This is a genomic window from Galbitalea soli, from assembly GCF_010686725.1.
GTDB lineage: Bacteria > Actinomycetota > Actinomycetes > Actinomycetales > Microbacteriaceae > Galbitalea > Galbitalea soli.
In genome coordinates this window covers 155,679-172,659 of record NZ_JAAGWZ010000003.1, presented here as the reverse complement: position 1 = coordinate 172,659, position 16,981 = coordinate 155,679, and the positions used below count along the sequence as shown (strand labels likewise).

At 70.8% G+C, this 16,981-nt stretch carries 18 protein-coding genes; 9 read left to right on the top strand and 9 right to left on the bottom strand.

Going from position 1 to position 16,981, the window contains the following annotated elements; all coding sequences use genetic code 11:
• Positions 1-15: 15 nt before the first annotated feature.
• A complete protein-coding gene (locus G3T37_RS11090) occupies positions 16-1,302 on the bottom strand; it encodes an adenylosuccinate synthase (RefSeq protein WP_163473961.1) in 1,287 nt (428 codons plus the stop codon).
• A 135-nt stretch (positions 1,303-1,437) separates the two neighbouring features.
• Here G3T37_RS11090 and G3T37_RS11085 point away from each other — a divergent pair, with 135 nt between their 5' ends.
• From G3T37_RS11085 to G3T37_RS11075, 3 genes are read left to right on the top strand one after another with little or no spacing between them, the layout of a single operon-like run.
• Positions 1,438-2,067, top strand: coding sequence for a TetR family transcriptional regulator (locus G3T37_RS11085; RefSeq protein ID WP_163473960.1), 630 nt, complete (start codon positions 1,438-1,440; stop codon positions 2,065-2,067).
• Between the two features lie 2 nt (positions 2,068-2,069).
• The gene (locus G3T37_RS11080; RefSeq protein ID WP_163473959.1) at positions 2,070-2,711 is read left to right on the top strand and encodes a P-loop NTPase family protein; all 642 of its coding nucleotides are present in this window, start codon (positions 2,070-2,072) and stop codon (positions 2,709-2,711) included.
• A 4-nt stretch (positions 2,712-2,715) separates the two neighbouring features.
• On the top strand, positions 2,716-4,632 hold the full coding sequence (locus G3T37_RS11075) for a YhgE/Pip family protein (RefSeq protein ID WP_163473958.1): 1,917 nt from the start codon (positions 2,716-2,718) through the stop codon (positions 4,630-4,632).
• 103 nt (positions 4,633-4,735) lie between these two features.
• Here G3T37_RS11075 and G3T37_RS11070 read toward each other — a convergent pair whose 3' ends face one another.
• Entirely contained in the window at positions 4,736-5,374 is a 639-nt protein-coding gene (locus G3T37_RS11070; RefSeq protein WP_163473957.1) for a TrmH family RNA methyltransferase, read from the bottom strand.
• A gap of 102 nt (positions 5,375-5,476) precedes the next feature.
• Between G3T37_RS11070 and G3T37_RS11065 the strand changes: the two genes are divergently transcribed.
• The 3 genes from G3T37_RS11065 to G3T37_RS11055 all read left to right on the top strand — a co-directional run bounded on the left by G3T37_RS11065 (position 5,477) and on the right by G3T37_RS11055 (position 7,988).
• Positions 5,477-6,106 (top strand): nucleotidyltransferase family protein, encoded by a 630-nt coding sequence (locus G3T37_RS11065; RefSeq protein WP_163473956.1) that lies wholly within the window; start codon positions 5,477-5,479, stop codon positions 6,104-6,106.
• A 117-nt stretch (positions 6,107-6,223) separates the two neighbouring features.
• Positions 6,224-7,186, top strand: coding sequence for a DNA-methyltransferase (locus G3T37_RS11060; RefSeq protein ID WP_163473955.1), 963 nt, complete (start codon positions 6,224-6,226; stop codon positions 7,184-7,186).
• A gap of 4 nt (positions 7,187-7,190) precedes the next feature.
• Positions 7,191-7,988, top strand: a complete 798-nt coding sequence (locus G3T37_RS11055; RefSeq protein ID WP_163473954.1) for an HAD-IIA family hydrolase — start codon at positions 7,191-7,193, stop codon at positions 7,986-7,988.
• A 6-nt stretch (positions 7,989-7,994) separates the two neighbouring features.
• Here the strand turns inward: G3T37_RS11055 and G3T37_RS15325 are convergent, their stop codons facing one another.
• From G3T37_RS15325 to G3T37_RS14650, 4 genes are all read right to left on the bottom strand, one after another.
• Positions 7,995-9,299 (bottom strand): septum formation family protein, encoded by a 1,305-nt coding sequence (locus G3T37_RS15325; protein WP_163473953.1) that lies wholly within the window; start codon positions 9,297-9,299, stop codon positions 7,995-7,997.
• Positions 9,296-9,847, bottom strand: a complete 552-nt coding sequence (gene pyrE, locus G3T37_RS11045; RefSeq protein WP_163473952.1) for an orotate phosphoribosyltransferase — start codon at positions 9,845-9,847, stop codon at positions 9,296-9,298. The genes G3T37_RS15325 and pyrE overlap by 4 nt, the downstream gene beginning before the upstream one ends.
• A 33-nt stretch (positions 9,848-9,880) precedes the next feature.
• Positions 9,881-10,165: a hypothetical protein gene (locus tag G3T37_RS11040; protein WP_163473951.1), complete on the bottom strand. Its 285-nt coding sequence runs from the start codon at positions 10,163-10,165 to the stop codon at positions 9,881-9,883.
• Positions 10,166-10,239: 74 nt separating this feature from the next.
• Positions 10,240-10,872, bottom strand: a complete 633-nt coding sequence (locus G3T37_RS14650; protein ID WP_206673822.1) for a hypothetical protein — start codon at positions 10,870-10,872, stop codon at positions 10,240-10,242.
• 126 nt (positions 10,873-10,998) lie between these two features.
• On the opposite strand from G3T37_RS14650, the gene G3T37_RS11030 reads away from it, so the two are divergent.
• Positions 10,999-11,835, top strand: coding sequence for an exodeoxyribonuclease III (locus G3T37_RS11030; RefSeq protein WP_163473950.1), 837 nt, complete (start codon positions 10,999-11,001; stop codon positions 11,833-11,835).
• Here the strand turns inward: G3T37_RS11030 and G3T37_RS11025 are convergent.
• On the bottom strand, positions 11,832-13,349 hold the full coding sequence (locus G3T37_RS11025; RefSeq protein ID WP_163473949.1) for a hypothetical protein: 1,518 nt from the start codon (positions 13,347-13,349) through the stop codon (positions 11,832-11,834). The two genes, G3T37_RS11030 and G3T37_RS11025, sit on opposite strands and share 4 nt — an antisense overlap.
• Complete coding sequence (locus G3T37_RS11020) at positions 13,346-14,023, bottom strand: ABC transporter ATP-binding protein (protein ID WP_163473948.1); 678 nt, start codon at positions 14,021-14,023, stop codon at positions 13,346-13,348. The genes G3T37_RS11025 and G3T37_RS11020 overlap by 4 nt, the downstream gene beginning before the upstream one ends.
• A 259-nt stretch (positions 14,024-14,282) precedes the next feature.
• On the opposite strand from G3T37_RS11020, the gene G3T37_RS11015 reads away from it, so the two are divergent.
• Positions 14,283-14,900, top strand: a complete 618-nt coding sequence (locus G3T37_RS11015; protein ID WP_163473947.1) for a MerR family transcriptional regulator — start codon at positions 14,283-14,285, stop codon at positions 14,898-14,900.
• Complete coding sequence (locus G3T37_RS11010; protein WP_206673821.1) at positions 14,897-15,955, top strand: LTA synthase family protein; 1,059 nt, start codon at positions 14,897-14,899, stop codon at positions 15,953-15,955. The genes G3T37_RS11015 and G3T37_RS11010 overlap by 4 nt, the downstream gene beginning before the upstream one ends.
• On the opposite strand, the gene G3T37_RS11005 is transcribed toward G3T37_RS11010, so the two are convergent.
• The gene (locus G3T37_RS11005; RefSeq protein ID WP_163473946.1) at positions 15,897-16,820 is read right to left on the bottom strand and encodes an AEC family transporter; all 924 of its coding nucleotides are present in this window, start codon (positions 16,818-16,820) and stop codon (positions 15,897-15,899) included. The genes G3T37_RS11010 and G3T37_RS11005 overlap by 59 nt on opposite strands.
• Positions 16,821-16,981: the final 161 nt, after the last annotated feature.

The window sequence follows — 16,981 nt, the reverse complement described above, 5'->3', positions numbered from 1 at the left end:
GGGACGAGCTGCGCTCTAGTCGATAAGGTCGTAGCGCGACACGATGGCCTCGCGACCAGGACCGACGCCGATCGCCGAGATGCGCGCGCCGCTCATCGCCTCGATGGCGAGCACGTAGTCCTGCGCGTTCTTCGGCAGATCGCTGAACTCGCGGGCGCCCGAGATGTCTTCGTTCCAGCCGGGGAAGGTCTCGTAGATCGGCACGGCGTGGTGGAAGTCGCTCTGCGAGACGGGCACCTCGTCGACCCGGACGCCGTCGACGTCGTAGGCGACGCAGACGGGAATCTCGGCCAGGCCGGTGAGCACGTCGAGCTTGGTCATGACGAAGTCGGTGACGCCATTGATGCGCGCGGAGTAGCGCGCGATGGGCGCGTCGTACCAGCCGGTGCGCCGGGGGCGGCCGGTGGTCGTGCCGAACTCGAAGCCGTTCGAGCGCAGGAACTCGCCCCACTCGTCGAACAGCTCGGTGGGGAAGGGGCCGGCGCCGACGCGAGTCGTGTAGGCCTTGACGATGCCGATGACGCGATCGATGCGCCCCGGACCGATGCCGGATCCGGTCGAGGCCCCGCCCGCGGTCGCGTTGCTGGAGGTGACGAAGGGGTAGGTGCCGTGATCGACGTCGAGCATGGTGGCCTGGCCGCCCTCGAAGAGGACGGTCTTGCCGGCCTCGAGGGCCTCGTGCAGTTCGAGCGCGGTGTCGCCGACCATCGGGCGCAGCCGCTCCGTGTACGAGAGCAGGGATTCGACGATCTCGTCGGCGGAGATGGCGCGACGGTTGTAGACCTTCACGAGCAGGTGGTTCTTCTGATCGAGCGCCGCCTCGACCTTCTGGCGCAGGATGCCCTCGTCGAAGAGATCCTGGATGCGGATGCCCACGCGGTTGATCTTGTCGGCGTAGGTGGGGCCGATCCCGCGACCGGTCGTGCCGATCTGCTTCTTGCCGAGGAAGCGCTCGGTCACCTTGTCGAGCGTGCGGTGGTAGTGCGTGATGACGTGCGCGTTGGCGCTGATGCGCAGTTTGGAGACGTCGACCCCGCGTGCGGTGAGCGCTTCGAGCTCGTGGAAGAGCACCTCGACATCGATGACGACGCCGTTGCCGATCACGGGGGTGACGCCGTCGGTGAGGATTCCGGAGGGCAGCAGGTGAAGGGCGTACTTCTGGTCGCCGATGACGACCGTGTGGCCCGCGTTGTTGCCGCCGTTGAACTTGACCACGTAGTCGATGCGGCTGCCGAGGAGGTCGGTCGCCTTGCCTTTGCCCTCGTCACCCCACTGGGCGCCGATGATGACGATCGCTGGCATGGTGGGTCTCCTCACCTACGTGGGCGGACGTAATCCGAGGGGATTACACCCCATCTTATCGGGCGAAGGCGCGTTTCTCTCAGCGCTCACCCCCAATAACTTGCACACTGATGTGCAAGTTATTATGCTGGATCCGTGACCACCACCGAACGGGCCCCGCGACGCGACGCCATCGACAACCGCGCCGCCATCCTCGACGCCGCGCGCCTCCTCCTCAACCAGGATCCGGACGCCTCGCTCGAGGCCATCGCCGCCGCCGCCGGCCTCAGCCGCCGCTCGCTGTACGGCCACTTCGCCAACCGCGACGAACTCCTCCGGGTCCTCCTCGACCTCGGCGCCGTCCGGGTCGTGGATGCCCTCGCCTCCGTCTCTCACGCCGACCCCGTCGTGCGGCTCGCCCTCATCGCCTCGCGCCTGTGGGGCGAGGTCGAGACCGTCCGCGTGATGGCCCTCTTCGCCGTTCGAGGACCCTTCAAGGGGCACACCGCGACCCGGCTCGAACCGCTTCGCACACGCGTGCGGGCCGCGGTGGAGGAGGGGCAGTCGTCGGGAGCGCTGCGAGTAGATCTCCCCGCCGACCGGCTCGCCCGACTCGTGGAGAGCGCGGCGCTCGCCGTGCTGGAGGAGTCGGCGCTCAGCCCGCTCGACGCCGCCGCGGGGCACCGCCTCGTGATGCTGAACGTGCTCGGCACGGTGGGGCTCGGCTGGCGCGAGGCCGGCGAGCTCATCGACGCTCACCCCGAGCTCGACCGGAAGGACGGCTGATCGTGAGCATCACCCTCGACTCCGCCGCGCTGGGCCACGGCCTCGGCGCGCCCGTGCCACCGCTCAGCCTCACCGTCGCGCCGGGTGCGCCTGTCGTCATCGCGGTCGAGACCGACGAGCGCCCCCTGCTCGTCTCCGTGCTGCTCGCCGGTCGGATCCCGCCGGACTCGGGCCGGGTGCTGCTGGATGACCGCCCCGACTCGGACGCACTGCGCCGCTCCACCGCGCTCGTCGACACCCCCTGGGTCGCGGAGCCCGCGCCGGGCATCCCCCTCGCCGTCGTCGTGGCGGAGGAGCTCTCCTTCGCCGGCCGACCCGCCTCGCGCCGAGCCGTGCGCACCCTGTTGGACGGGCACGGGCTCGGCGACTACGCCAGGCTGCCGGTCCGCGCGCTGCCCCCGACCGCGCGCGTCGAACTCTTCAGCGAGCTCGCACTCTTGCGCGCCGGTGTCCGCACCCTCATCGTGACCTCGCCGGAGCGGCACGGCGGCAACCCCGCCGACTGGTTCGACGCTCTCGCCGCGATCGCGCAGCGCGGGACCGCGGTCGCGATCGTGACCGACGCGGCGACCCGCGACATCCTTCTCCCCCTCGGTGCGCGGGATGCCCTCGCGCCCGCGGCCGCCACACCGCTCGAAAGCTGATCCCATGACGATCGTTCCCCTCGTGCGCGCCGAATTCGCGCGCCTCACCGCGAGCCGACTCGGCATCGCCTCCCTCATCGCCCTCATGACCGTGCCGATCATCTACGGCGGGCTGTACCTGTGGGGCAACAAAGACCCGTACGGAAGCCTCTCAAAGGTGCCCGCCGCGATCGTCGTCGCCGACACCGGCTCCACGCTCGACGGCTCGCCCGTCAACTACGGCCGCGATGCCGCGGACTCCCTCGTCTCGGGGAAACGATTCGGCTGGCACGTCGTCTCGGCACAGACCGCCCGGGCGGGCGTCACCTCCGGCCGCTACGACTTCGTCGTGACCTTCCCGGCCGGGTTCTCGTCGGCCCTCACCTCCGCGGGGGGATCGACCCCGCAGACGGCGCGTCTCGAACTCACCACCAACGACATCAACAGCTACCTCAGCACCACCCTCGCCAAGCAGGCGACCGAGACCATTCGCACCACCATCGCTCAGGAGGTCGCCAAGTCTGCCTCGGGTACGCTCCTCGACGCCGTCTCCTCGCTGCGATCCGGTCTCGTGGATGCCCAGCACGGCTCGAGCGAACTGGCCAGTGGCGCGGCCACCGCCTCCCGCGGCGCGACCGCACTCGCGAGCGGATCCGCCTCGCTCGCCTCGGGGGCAGCCTCCCTCTCGGCCGGACTCTCCACCCTGTCGTCGTCGTCGGCAGCGCTCCCCGCGAGCACGGCGTCGCTCGCCTCGGGCGCCTCCCGGCTCTCCGGCGGGCTGCGCTCGCTGTCGACCGCCGTCAGCGGCAGCTCCCCCACCTCGCTCAGTTCGGCCACCGCCGCGACGGCGGCGGGCGCCGCGCAGTTGCGGCAGCAGCTGGCGGCGGCGCTCGCCGCCAGCGACGTTCCGCCGCAGACGCAGGCGCAGCTGAACGCGGCGATGGGGCAGCTCGCGGGTGCCACCGCGGCGACCGCGAGCGGTGTCTCCGGCACCCTGGCGCCCAGCATCGCCCGGCTCAGCTCGGGCTCCGCGACGCTCGCCTCCGGGGCGGCGACCCTCGCGGCGCGGTCCCCGCAGCTCGTCGCCGGGATCTCGACCGCAGCGGCGGGGGCTGAGCGGCTGAGCTCGGGGGCCGCGTCGGCGGCGAGCGGGGCATCCACCCTCTCGAACGGGGTCGCCCGCATCGCGACCGGCTCCGGAACCCTCCGGGACTCCCTCTCTTCCGGCGTCGCCCGGGTGCCCGCGACGACCGCGGCGGAGCGCGCCCGCACCGCGGCGATCCTCTCTGATCCGATCCTCGTGAAGCAGCACGCGATCACGACCGCGCAGAACTACGGGGCCGGCCTCGCGCCGTTCTTCATCAGCCTGTCGGCCTGGATCGGCATCTACGCGCTGTTCCTCCTGGTGCGCCCGCTGTCGCGCCGGGCACTCACCGCGGTGGCCCGCCCGATCCGCACGACGCTCGCCGGCTGGGCGACGCCCGCCCTTCTCGGCGTCGTGCAGATGATCGGCCTCTACGCGGTGCTCACCCTCGCGCTCGGTCTCCACGTGGCGAACCCGCTCGGACTGCTCGCCTTTATGGCGCTCGTCTCGGTCACCTTCGCCGCCATCGTCCTCGCCCTCAACGCCCTGCTGGGCAGCGTCGGGCAGTTCCTCGGGCTCGTGCTCATGATCGTGCAGCTGGTCACCGCCGGCGGCACCTTCCCCTGGCAGACCCTGCCCGGGCCGCTCGCCGTGCTCCACCAGGCGCTGCCCATGAGCCACGCTGTGGACGGGGTGCGCCAGCTCATGTACGGCGGGGCGGCCGGCGACCTGATCGCCGCGATCCTGCCCCTGCTCGGCTGGCTCGTCGTCGGGCTCGGCCTCACCGCCCTCGCCGCCCGCAGGCAGGGTCGTCGGCGCAGTCTCACCCAGCTGCGTCCCTCCGCGATCGGGGGATGACCGGCGGCTGACCCGCGGCCCGCACCCTGGCACCGCCGCGCGTCAGGGCTTCGCGGCGCAGCGCGTCAGTGCGTCGCGGCGCAGCACCTCGGGCCGCTGCGCGTCAGTGCTTCGCGGCGTGCTGCCGGATCCAGCCGTGCATGGCGATCGCGGCGGCAGCGGAGGCGTTGATGCTGCGGGTGGATCCGTACTGGGTGATCTCGACGACCGAATCGGCCGCGGCGAGCGCCTCGGCGCTGAGCCCCGGCCCCTCCTGCCCGAACAGGAGGATGCACTCGACGGGGAAATCGAACTCCTCGATCGCGACGGACCCGTCGACGTTGTCGATCGCGACGATCGGCATCTCGTGCTCCCGCGCCCACGCAACGAAGTCGTCGACCGTCGCGTGGTGCAGCACGTGCTGGTAGCGATCAGTCACCATCGCACCGCGCTTGTTCCACCGTTTGCGACCGATGATGTGCACCGTGGCGGCGGCGAAGGCGTTCGCGGTGCGCACGATCGATCCGATGTTCATGTCGTGCTGCCAGTTCTCGATCGCGACCGCGAAGGGGTGCCGCTTCGCGTCGAGGTCGGCGACGATGGCCTCCATGCTCCAGTAGCGGTACCGGTCGATGACGTTGCGGGTGTCGCCCCGTGCCAGGAGCTCGGGGTCGAGCCGGTCATCCGCGGGCCACTCACCCACCCAGGGGCCGACCCCGTGCGTCGTCAGCTCGGGGGAGGGCGGCGGGGTGTCGTCGGTCACAGCTTTGAGGGTATCCGGAGGCGCGGTGGCTGCGGGGCGGCCGGGAATCAGCGCGTTGCGAACTGTGCACTATAGTGCGCATTCGTGCACTATAGTGCACATATGGATCTGAGCAATCCCCTCTCGTCACTCATCCCCTCCCTCGATGGCGAGGTGTTGGCGATTCTGGCCGACTCGCCCATCGAACTGCCGCTGCGCCGCGTCGCCGCCGCGGTCTCCCGTGGATCGGTGAGTGGCGTGCGACTCGCGCTGCAGCGACTCGTCGCGCACGGCCTAGCCACCGCGCGCCCCCTGGGCAACGCGATCCTGTTCTCCGCGAACCGCGACCACCTGCTGTGGCCCGCGATCGAGCTCGCCCATTCCGCGAGGGAGAGTCTGTACCTGCACATCTCGAATCAACTGGGTGGTTGGGACTCGCCACCGCTCTCCGCGAGCGTGTTCGGCTCGGTCGCACGAGGCGATTCGCGCCCCGACTCGGACATCGATCTCTTGCTGTTGTGGAGAGATCGGCCCGCCGATTCTGCAGATGACGCACAATATGACCTCTCGCGGAACCTAACGCTCATGACCGGCAATTCGGTTCAGCTCTACTCGCTGACCCGTGCTGAGTTGGACGACCACGTCCGCGCGAGGGAACCGATCGTCGAGACCTGGCGAAAGGAGGCGCGCCACCTGTACGGCGTTCCGCTCATCGATGAAGTGAAGGATGCCGAGCGACGAATTCAAGAGTAGTGACGTGCTCGATGGGAGAGGCGGATGACGCTGTTCGGTGGGCTCGCCGGCTCTACGAATCGGCAGCTCGGCTGTTCTGATCGCTGCGGGGCGGCCGGGCCCTGTTAATGTCGGACCATGGATGACCGCACCTGGAGCCCCGAGGGGCCCGACCTGGTCATCCACGGCGACAACCTCGCGGTGTCGCGCACCCTGCCCGACGCGGCGTTCCGACTGATCTACCTCGACCCGCCGTTCAACACGGGCCGCACGCAATCGCTGCAGGCGCTCAGTACGCGGCGGATCCCGGGCGCGGGGGCCGCGGGCCGAACGTCAGCAGCGACTGCTGCCGACCCGGGGGCCGAGGGCGGCGGGGCGGAGGCCGCGGGCCGATCGCGCGTCGGCTTCAAGGGCCAGGCCTACAGCTCGGTCAAGGGAACTCTTTACTCCTACAACGACGAGTTCGCCGACTACTGGGAGTTTCTGGAGCCGCGACTCGAGGAGGCCTGGCGGCTGCTCGACGATCGGGGCACCCTCTACCTGCACCTCGACTACCGCGAGGTGCACTACGCGAAGGTCGCCCTCGATGCACTGTTCGGCCGGGACTGCTTCCTCAACGAGATCATCTGGGCCTACGACTACGGGGCGAAGGCCCAGGGACGGTGGCCGGCGAAGCACGACACGATCCTCGTCTACGTGAAGAACCCGAAGACCTACTTCTTCGACAACGCCGAGGTCGATCGCGAGCCCTACATGGCGCCCGGGCTCGTGACTCCGGAGAAGGTGGCCCGCGGCAAGCTGCCGACCGATGTCTGGTGGCACACGATCGTCAGCACCAACGGGCGCGAGCGCACCGGGTACGCGACCCAGAAGCCGGAGGGGGTGCTGCGGCGGATCATCCAGGCGTCGAGCGCGCCCGGCGACTGGGTACTGGACTTCTTCGCCGGGAGCGGCACCACCGCAGCCGTCGCGCAGCAGCTCGGCCGACGCTATGTCGCCGTCGACGCGAGTGCCGACGCCGTCGAGGTCATGCGGGCACGCCTGGGCGAGGGGCCGCGGCACCTGCGGTTCCCGGGTGCCGGCGAGGCCTTAGTACGATGACCCCATGACCGATCGCAGCGAAGTCGAATGCTGGCTGACCGACATGGACGGCGTGCTCGTCCACGAGAACCACCCCGTCCCGGGCGCGGCCGAGCTGCTGGAGCAGTGGCGCGACCAGGACAAGCCCTACCTGGTGCTCACCAACAACTCGATCTTCACGCCGCGTGACCTGAGCGCCCGGTTGCGCGCCTCGGGCCTCATCGTGCCGGAGGACCGCATCTGGACCTCCGCACTCGCGACGGCCGACTTCCTGGCCGCGCAGATCCCCGGCGGCTCCGCCTTCGTCATCGGGGAGGCCGGCCTCACGACCGCGCTGCACGAGGCGGGGTTCGTCATGACCGAGACCGCCCCCGACTACGTGGTCGTCGGTGAGACCCGGAACTACTCCTTCGAGGCGATCACGAAGGCGATCCGGCTGATCGGCGACGGCTCGCGGTTCATCGTGACCAACCCCGACGCGACGGGGCCGAGCGCCGAGGGTCCGCTGCCCGCGACGGGAGCCGTCGCCGCGCTCATCAGCAAGGCCACGGGCAAGGAGCCCTACGTCGTCGGCAAGCCGAACCCGATGATGTTCCGTTCCGCCATGAACAAGATCGGCGCGCACTCCGAGAACACCGGGATGATCGGCGACCGCATGGACACCGACGTGGTCGCGGGGATCGAGGCGGGCCTGCACACGATCCTGGTGCTGACCGGGATCAGCGATGAGGCCGAGATTCAGAAATACCCGTTCCGCCCGGCGGAGGTGCTGAACAGCGTCGCCGATCTGCTCGACCCGGAGCCCGTCGAGTCGGACGTCTGAGCCCCGCTACTTGGTCGGCGCGGTCATCGCGAGGTCGCTGGGCAGATTGCCGCCCGACGCGGTCGTGATGAAGCAGAAGAAGGTGCGGTCGCCCTTGTTCCAGTCCGCCGCGGTGGCGGGGTAGGAGACCGCGACGACCGCGTCGGTGAGCGACTTCGCCGCCGCGTAGTCCAGCACGGTCGGGGCGCTGCACATCGGGGTGATCTCGGTCTGCAGCTGGCCGGCCGCCGGATAGGGGGCGCCGCTCGCCTCGGGGAGCGTGCCCCGGTAGATCATCTGGGCGTCGTGGTCGGCCGTGCAGTCGACGACCCGGAAGCTGGTCGCCCATGGCGAGGTGAAGGGCTGGATGCACTCCCCTCCCCGCAGTTCCGTCCACGAGTGCGTGCCGGCGGCGACCGGACCCGTGCCCGGCGTCGGCGTGGGAGCCGCGGCGGTGGGCGACGATGACGGTCCGGTCGTCGCGGCCTGGGTCGACGCGGCGCCCCACTGAGTACCGATGATGTAGAGGACGACGAGAGCGAGTACCGCGAGCAGCGCGCTCGCGACCCCCATCAGCGTCTTCTGCGTCCCGGTGAGGGGGGCGTGCTCGCGCGGCTGAAGGTCGCGCGCGTACTGCGAGCCGACCAGTTGCGGGGCGACGGTGGGCAGGAGCGGGGTGTCTTCGTACTCACGGAACCGCGAGTCGCCGAAGAGGGCGTCGATCGCCGAGGTCGGGTCGTGAGGCGCGGCGGGCGCGGTCGGCTCCGGCGCGTTGAGGATCGGCATGGCCCGCGAGGCGAAGGGATCCCAGTCGGGCGCCGGTTCGTACACCGTCGACTTCGGCATGGTGGGGTCGGCGCGGGGCGGCTCGGCAAGCGGCGGTGGCGCGGCGGCCTGCACCTCCGCGATCTCGTCGAGCGACATCGGCTGGGTGGCGTCGGACGCCGGGAGCTGCGCGGCTCCCGGGGGCGGCCCGGCGGGTGCCGCGCGGGGCACGGCCGGGGGCGGGACAACGGGCGTGGCGGGCGCCGCGGCCGGCCCGGGAGCGGGCCGTGGCGAGAGGATCGGGGCGGTCATCGCCTGAGTCGAGACGTCTTCCGGGGGGACGACCGGCGGAGGCGGCACTGCCGGCCCAGCCGCCGCGGGCGGTGGAGCCGGCGGCGGGGTCGCAGCGGGAGGGGCGGGCGCGGCCGAGCGGGGGGTCAGGCCCCAGGAGAAGCCCGGTGCGGGGGGCGGGGTGACCTCGGCGCGGTCATCCGCGTCATCGGCCGTCGCCGGGTCGAACTGGCGGGCCAGCCAGTCCTCGTCGTCGCCCCCGCGATCGCGACTCACGGGGCGAGCCCCAGGTCGCTCAATCCGATCGCGTAGAGGTAGGGGTAGCCCGCCGCCTCGATCACCTGCTGGGCTCCCGTGTCACGGTCGACGACGACCGCGACGGCGACGACGTCGGCACCGACCTTCTCGAGCGCCTCGATCGCCTTGAGCGGCGAGCCGCCGGTCGTGGAGGTGTCCTCGAGCACGATCACGCGCTTGCCCGCGAGGTCGGGGCCCTCGACCTGCTTGCCGCGCCCGTGGTCTTTCGGCTCCTTGCGCACGACGAAGGCGTGGTAACCCTTGCCCAGCGCGGCGGACTGGTGCAGAACCGCGGCCGCGATCGGGTCGGCACCCATGGTGAGCCCGCCGACCGCGTAGACGTCGGGAACCCCCGCGATGAGCTCGGTCATGACCTGGCCGATGAGCGGCGCCACCCGGGCGTCGAGGCTCACCTTGCGCAGGTCGATGTAGTAGCTGGCCTTCTTGCCGCTGGTCAGCGTGAAGTCGCCGTGGAACACGGCCTCGGCCGAGATGAAGTCGATCAGTTGCTGCTTCGCGTCGGTCATACCCCCAGAATACTGACGGGCGGGCCGGGGCGGCTATCGGGAGGGCGTGGGCGGGGTCGTCGTGAGGGGCGTGTCCGTGCCCGTGTCGGCATCGCCGTCGCCGTGGAACGGCGCCGTCGGCAACTGGCGACCGGGCGCGAGGCTCGTGTGCGGGGTGGGGGCCGGCGCCGCCACGTGGGGGCCCGCCTGCTGGCTCAGCAGGGCGGCGCCCGCGACCCCGACGACGAGCACCGCGGCGAGCGCGACGGCGAGGGCGCGACGGTTGTCGCGCCGATCGGCCGCGCGGGCCTGGGGGTCGTCTGAGTCTTCGGGTCTCATGTGATTCGACCGTATTCTGCTCGCGCCTGCGGCGGAATTCCCCGTTAGTGGGTGGACCGGTGGTTCCAGCGGCATCAGGCCACGACGGGATCCGCGGGCGTCGCGGGATCCGTGGGGGTGGCCGGGTCGGTGGGGGTGGCCGGGTCGGTCGGGGTATCCGTCGGGGTCGGGGTATCCGTCGGAGTCGGGGTGTCCGTCGGGGTCGGGGTATCCGTCGGAGTCGGGGTGTCAGTGGGGGTGGGGGTGTCGGTGGGGGTCGACGTGGGCGTCGGTGTCGGCGTGGGGGTGGGGGTGGGCGCCGGGGTGGGGGTCCCCGTCGTCGGCGGGATGACCGGCCCGCCGGCCCCGCCACCCGATCCGCCGTGGTGCCGCACGATGAGGCTCGTGAGCGGCAGGCGCGGAACCGCGGGATGGCCCGACGGCCTGGGCGTGGGGGTCGCGCTGGGCATCCCGTGATAGGCCTCGGTGGGCAGTTGGCCACCGCGACCCGGGCCCATCGTCACGCCACCGGCCTGCAGCACCGCGGTGATGACGGCGGGGTGCATCGCCGCCGCGACGAAGAGCGCCCCGGCGACCGCGATCACGGCCGCACCGATCACTGTGACGACGAGCGGCGGGCGCGTGCTCGCACGGCGCGCCTGCGCGTCGAGTTCGTCGAGCGTGCGCGGCGCGGGCGCGTCGGTACCGGGCGAGAGTTGTCGGGTCATCTCGAGGAGAACTCTGCCACGCGGTACCCCCCGTTTGCGGGAGGGCGCGCACGACGGATCTGTGCGGGGGCGAGCTGGGATCGTCGTCGGGCCTGCGTGTCGCGCGCAGCAACTACCGTTATGGGTATGCGCGTGGCGACCTGGAATGTGAACTCGATCCGCACCCGAGTCGGGAGGGTCGTCGACTGGCTCGTGCGTGAGGATGTCGACGTGCTGGCCATGCAGGAGATCAAGTGCAAGGAGAGCCAGTTCCCGTTCGAGGCGTTCGCGGAGGCCGGCTACGACGTCGAGCTGCACGGTCTCAACCAGTGGAACGGGGTCGCCTTCGCGAGTCGGCTCCCGATCGAGGAGGTCACGGTCGGGTTCCCCGCGGCTCCCGGCTTCGGCAAGGTCGATGACGCCGGCGAGCTCCCGGTCGAGGCGCGCGCCCTCGGGGTGACGGTGGCGGGCATCCGGCTCTGGAGCCTCTACGTGCCCAACGGCCGCGAGCTCGACAACCCGCACTACCCCTACAAGCTGGAGTGGCTGGACCGGCTGCGTGAGGCGACCTCCGAGTGGATGACCGCACACCCCGGCCAGCCGATCGCACTGATGGGCGATTTCAACATCGCGCCCTTCGACCACGACGTGTGGGACATCGCCGCCTTCGAGGGCAAGACCCACGTGAGCCAGCCGGAGCGCGACGCCTTCCACGCGCTGGAGACGGCCGGGCTCATCGATGCGCTCCGCTCCCGCGGCGTGGAGGGCTACACCTACTGGGACTATCAGCAGTTGCGCTTCCCCCGCAACGAGGGCATGCGCATCGACTTCATCCTCGGCTCCGCGGCCTTCGACGAGCTCGTCACCGCGGCGCGGATCGACCGCGAGGAGCGCAAGGGCGACGCCCCGAGCGACCACGTTCCCGTCGTCGTCGACCTCGACGTCGAGACCGAGGATGACGACGATCGCCCGATGATCTTCTAGCGCGGTCGGCGGAGGCGCCACCACGCGACGCCCGCCGCGACAGCGATCACGGGGGCCAGAACGGCGATTGCGAGTGGAGCATCCGAGGCGACCGCCACAGTGGAACCGATCGTGACAGCGACGAAGAGAACAGCGTCGGACTGCCACAGCAGGATGACCGCGCCGCCGAAATCGCCCAAGGGAGTCGAGATCGGGGCAAGCAGAGCGAGCGGCATCGTTCCTTTGGCCGAGTCCGCGACGCGCACCGCCACGATGGTCACCGCGGAGCTCACGGCAGTGAGCGCTCCGCCGACCGGTGCACCCACCGCGACCGCAACTCCCGCGCCGATGAGGGCAGACGCCACAGCTGCCAGAACCGGGAACGCGAGATGAAGACGAATGAGCCGGCCGGCCCCAAGTCCGTACAGACTGCGGGACTGCCGTGATTCGGCGGCGTGGCGAAGCCCATCGGACCACGCGCCGATGCCTGAGAAGCACACGACCGCGGCGGCCAGGTCCATGGGGAGCCGCAGCTGACCGGGCGCCGTCGACGCAACGCACCACGCCAGCGCTGAACCGGCGACGCTGAGCGTCGCCATCGCGCATCGCCATGGCGTTCGCGCCGCGCCGACGGCATCGCGCACGAGGAAGGTGATGGCCAACGACCGCGCGCGGATGGCCCGCCATGACCGTCCGACACCCGGGTGCGGGCGCAGCTGCGCGAGGGCTGTCCTCATGTCTCCGACTCCGCTGTAGGCACCGAGCGTGGCCCACTGCTCGGCCTGCGCGACGAGACGTGGCCCGGAGAGCCCGTCGAGAATGCGGCCGACGGTCGCGAGCGCGCAGGATGCGATGAAGAGGAGCGCGAAGATCGGCCACACCATGACGGCACTGTGACCGTGCGGGTAGCTCGCGCCGACCCATGCCCAGGGGAGCGCGGGCGCCAGCACCGGCCAGGCGACACCGACGGACGTCGCCACGGCGACGGAGACGGCAGCGAACCGTGACTGCTGCGGTGTCAGCCGTTGGCCCACGAGCCAGGCCACCCCCACGACGATTCCCCAGCAGGCAGCCGCGATGACGAAACCCACCGCCATTGGGAGGGGCGAACGGCCGGCACTCAGAAGCCGCGCGCCGATGACGGCCGCTGTGACGACCAGGCTGAGAGTGGTCGCGGCGAGCGCGCGCCCGACCGGGTTGCGGAAGGTCACTCGGCGAGGAATGTCCGCCCCTGCGAGCACCCAGGTCTCGTAGGGTGGCCGGAGGGCGGGCCCCCGCATCGTCCCCACGAGCAGAGAGACGACGACGAGGCCGCCGGCGATGGCCTCAACCCCCACACCTGCACCGTGCGACGTGAGCGCGACGATCGTCGACGAGTCAGCCAGAACGCCGACCAGGGCCTTTCCGATGGGGGCGAAAACAACGGCGGCCAGGAGCGCGCCCGCGTACAGGATGTAGGCGGACTCTCGGGCGGTCCCGCGAGATCGGACCGCCCGAACAGCGCCGACGCGCGCCCTGAGGGCTGACCCTGTCATGCCGCGTTGCCGATACGCGCGGTTCTGCTGCCGAGCGCTTCAATCAGGGCCGCGCTGTGTGTTGCATAGACAACCGTGGCGCCCGCATGAAGGCGCGCGGCGAGTATCTCCGCAACGCGGTCTCGGCGCGCGCCATCAAGCCGTTGCTCGGGTTCATCGAGCAGAAGAATGCGGAACGGCCGCACGAGCGTGAGAGCAAGGTGGATCAACTGTGCCTGCCCAGATGACACCTCGTGGAGGAATCGCTGCCGGAGCTCCGTGATCGCGCATTCATCGATCACCCCATCTGCGGCGGCGGCGGCCTCGTCGCGCGCTGCACCCCATGTCATCGCGACGATAGCGAGGTGTTCATGGACAGTGAGGTCACGGGCGGTGGAGGGTCGCCCGATCAATGAGGCGACCGCCCGCCGGAACTCCGCGGATCGCTCGTCCGCTCGTATTCCGTCGACAACCACGCTCCCGCTATCGAGTCGCTCGATCCCAGCGATGGCTCTCAGGAGTGTGGTCTTGCCGGCTCCGTTCGGCCCGGTGATCGCGACGGCCTCGCCGGGCCCCGCACGAAGCGACGTCGGCGGAAGAATCGTCTCGCCGAGTCGCGCGAGACGAACCTGTTCCACGGTGACGCCATCGGACGCGGTGAGCGGGCGCCCCGGTGCCGGAGTGTCGACTTTCATGTGCCGTCCTCGACGTGGTTGACAGGCCAAGCGTGTGAGCCGCTGCCGATATGACCGCGCCCACCTTAGGCAGCACAGCCTATTTATCTCAATCGCTTATGTCTCTTTTATGCGCCCCAAAATCTGGGTCACCGCTTGATGAGACCCGACGTAACCGAGATCGTGACGGTCACAGTTGCCGTCCCGCAGGCGCCACAACGCGACGCCCGCCGGCCACTCGTTCATTGCGCCGCGTAGCGGAAAGTGTTACTTTCCGTTTATGAGAGTCTCCGAACTGAGCCGCCGCTCGGGCGTTCCCGTGGGCCGCATCAAGTTCTATCTGCGGGAGGGCCTGCTGCACGGCGGCGCCCTCGCTGCGGCGAACCAGGCGAGCTACGACGAGACGCATGTGGAGCGCATCCGGCTCATCCAGTCGCTCATCGGCGTGGGCGGGCTGAGCGTCGCCGCTGCTGCCCGGGTCATCGCCGCCATCGACTCCGAGTTGCCGCTGCCCGAGGTCTTCGACATCGCCCAGCGAACCGTCACCGACGAGCGCGGCTCCGTGGGAGTGAGCGAGGAGGGGCTCGCGCGCATCAGCGAGGTGACCGCCGGCTGGTGCGCCGCCCCAGACAACCCTGGCCGGCTCGCCGCCGCCCGCATCGCCGACAGCTTCGCCCGGGTGGGGCAGACGGATGACCGCGGCTGGTTCGCCCGCTACGCCGCCGCCGCGCTGCTCGCCGCGGAGGCCGACCTCGACGAGATCGAGACGCGCCCCGACCGCAACGCGCGGGCCGAGACGGTCGTCGTCGGCACGGTGCTCGGTGACGCCCTGTTCGCCGCCCTCCGACGGATCGCGCAGGAGCACGTCACCGCTCTGCGCTACGGCGGCGCAGCATGACCGGCCCGGCGCAGTCGCCCGGCGCGCCCCACTCGCCCGGCCCGGCGCAGTCGACCGGCCCGGCGCAGTCGCCCGACGCGCCGCAGTCGCCCGGCGCGCCCCACTCGACCGGCCCGACGGCCGCCGTCACCTGGCACCGGCCACTCCTCCTGCTCGCCGCCGCGATGACGGTACTCGCGATCGTGGCCGCCGTCGGCCTCGTCGTCGATCCCCGCGTCGTCACCGGCGCGCCGCTGTGGGCGAAGCCGCTCAAGTTCGCGCTCTCGATCCTCATCTACGCGGTGAGTCTCGCCTGGCTCATCGGGCAGCTCCAGCGGGGGCGGCGTCTCGGCTGGTGGGCGGGCACGATCGCGTCGCTGTTCCTCGCTGTGGAGATCGTGGTCATCGTCGGCGCAGCGGCGTTCGCGACGACGAGTCACTTCAACGTGACCACGCCGTTCCACACCATGATCTGGGGCCTCATGGCCTTCTCGATCGTGGTGGTCTGGGCGGCGGCGATCCCGGTCGCCGTGCTGCTCTGGCGCGCCCCGCTCGGCGATCCCGCCCGCACCCTCGCCATCCGCGCCGGGCTCCTGATCGCCCTCCTCGGAATGGCCCTCGCTTTCCTCATGACCTCCCCCACCCCGGCGCAGCTCGCCGACTTCCACGGCGTCTCGGGCGCGCACACCGTGGGGCGGCCCGATGGCGGCCCGGGTCTGCCGCTCCTCGGGTGGAGCACCGTCGCCGGCGATCTGCGCATCCCCCACTTCGTCGGCATGCACGCTCTGCAGCTGATCCCGCTCGCGGCCCTCGCGCTCGAACTGCTCGGGCGGCGGGTGGCGGTACTCGCCCGGGCGCGGGTGCGGGTGGCGGTCATCCGCGCGGTGGTCGGTCTCTACCTCGGCGGCGTCGTGGTGCTGACCTGGCAGGCGCTGCGTGGTCAGTCGATCGTGCACCCTGACGCCCTCACGGTGGGCGTCACCGCTGCGCTCGTGCTGCTCGCCGTGGCGGCGGCGGTCAGTGGTTCAGCAGCAGCGACACGACGACGAGCACCGGGATCGATCCGACCGTCGTGATGAGCACCGTGTCGCGCGCGAGCGTTGTGCCCGCGTCATAGCGCTGCGCGTAGTTGAAGACGTTCTGCGCCGTGGGCAGAGCCGCGAGGGTGACGACCGCGAACAGCGAGAGGCCCGTGAGGCCGAAGACGAGGGCGCCGAGCACCCAGGCCACGAGCGGCATCACGACGAGCTTGAGCGCGGTCGCGACGACGACGTCGATGCGCGCGGATCCCGGCTCGAACACCCGCTGCCCGTGCAGCGACATGCCGAACGACATGAGCACGATCGGCACGGCCGCACCGCCGACGAGGGTGAAGGGCTCCATGACGGGCGCCGGAATCGTCACCCCGGTCACCGCGACGATCACGCCGAGGGCGGAGGCGATGATGAGCGGGTTGCGCACGGGCTGGAGGAGGATGCGGCGCACCGAGGCGGCACCGCTCGTCGCGATGTCGAGTGTGGTCAGGATGATCGGCGCCAGTACGAGCAACTGGAACAGGATCACCGGCGCCGAGAACGCCGGGTTGCCGAGCACGTACACGGCGACCGGCAACCCGATGTTGTTGGCGTTGACGTACCCCGAGGCGGCTGCACCCACCGTCGCGTCGGCCACCCGCCGCCGCCAGACGAGCCGCGCGAGCGCGAAGAAGAGGAGGATCGCGGCAACCGCCGAGAGGGCCGAGACGACCAGAAGTCGCGAGAACAGTTCGTGCACATCGGCCTTCGCGAGCACGGTGAAGAGCAGCGCCGGCGAGAGCACGAAGAAGACGATGCGGCTGAGTACGAACTGCGCGCTGTCGCCCAGGAGGCCGCTGCGGCCGATCACGTAGCCGACGAGGATGACCGCACCGATGATGCCGAATCCCGTGAGTACGCCCGCCACGCCCTCAGTCTGCCGTAGCGCGAGCGGGCGCGCCGACGCGGCTCGGGCCGCACCCACGGAACCGCGCGCAGGATTCCTGCGCGCCGCCGCGCGATCAGAGCACGAATCGTGCGTAGGGCGCAACCAAACGCTTCGAATGCGCCAATAGGCTGGAAGGGAGC

Excerpts from the sequence above, each read along its gene's own strand:
- G3T37_RS11025 (WP_163473949.1), bottom strand. The coding sequence starts at position 13,349 with ATGACAGGGTCAGCCCTCAGGGCGCGCGTCGGCGCTGTTCGGGCGGTC.
- G3T37_RS11040 (WP_163473951.1), bottom strand. The coding sequence starts at position 10,165 with ATGAGACCCGAAGACTCAGACGACCCCCAGGCCCGCGCGGCCGATCGG.
- G3T37_RS11075 (WP_163473958.1), top strand. The coding sequence starts at position 2,716 with ATGACGATCGTTCCCCTCGTGCGCGCCGAATTCGCGCGCCTCACCGCG.
- G3T37_RS11065 (WP_163473956.1), top strand. The coding sequence starts at position 5,477 with ATGGATCTGAGCAATCCCCTCTCGTCACTCATCCCCTCCCTCGATGGC.
- G3T37_RS11030 (WP_163473950.1), top strand. The coding sequence starts at position 10,999 with ATGCGCGTGGCGACCTGGAATGTGAACTCGATCCGCACCCGAGTCGGG.
- G3T37_RS14650 (WP_206673822.1), bottom strand. The coding sequence starts at position 10,872 with ATGACCCGACAACTCTCGCCCGGTACCGACGCGCCCGCGCCGCGCACG.
- pyrE (WP_163473952.1), bottom strand. The coding sequence starts at position 9,847 with ATGACCGACGCGAAGCAGCAACTGATCGACTTCATCTCGGCCGAGGCC.
- G3T37_RS11015 (WP_163473947.1), top strand. The coding sequence starts at position 14,283 with ATGAGAGTCTCCGAACTGAGCCGCCGCTCGGGCGTTCCCGTGGGCCGC.
- G3T37_RS11020 (WP_163473948.1), bottom strand. The coding sequence starts at position 14,023 with ATGAAAGTCGACACTCCGGCACCGGGGCGCCCGCTCACCGCGTCCGAT.
- G3T37_RS11060 (WP_163473955.1), top strand. The coding sequence starts at position 6,224 with ATGGATGACCGCACCTGGAGCCCCGAGGGGCCCGACCTGGTCATCCAC.
- G3T37_RS11010 (WP_206673821.1), top strand. The coding sequence starts at position 14,897 with ATGACCGGCCCGGCGCAGTCGCCCGGCGCGCCCCACTCGCCCGGCCCG.
- G3T37_RS11090 (WP_163473961.1), bottom strand. The coding sequence starts at position 1,302 with ATGCCAGCGATCGTCATCATCGGCGCCCAGTGGGGTGACGAGGGCAAA.
- G3T37_RS11055 (WP_163473954.1), top strand. The coding sequence starts at position 7,191 with ATGACCGATCGCAGCGAAGTCGAATGCTGGCTGACCGACATGGACGGC.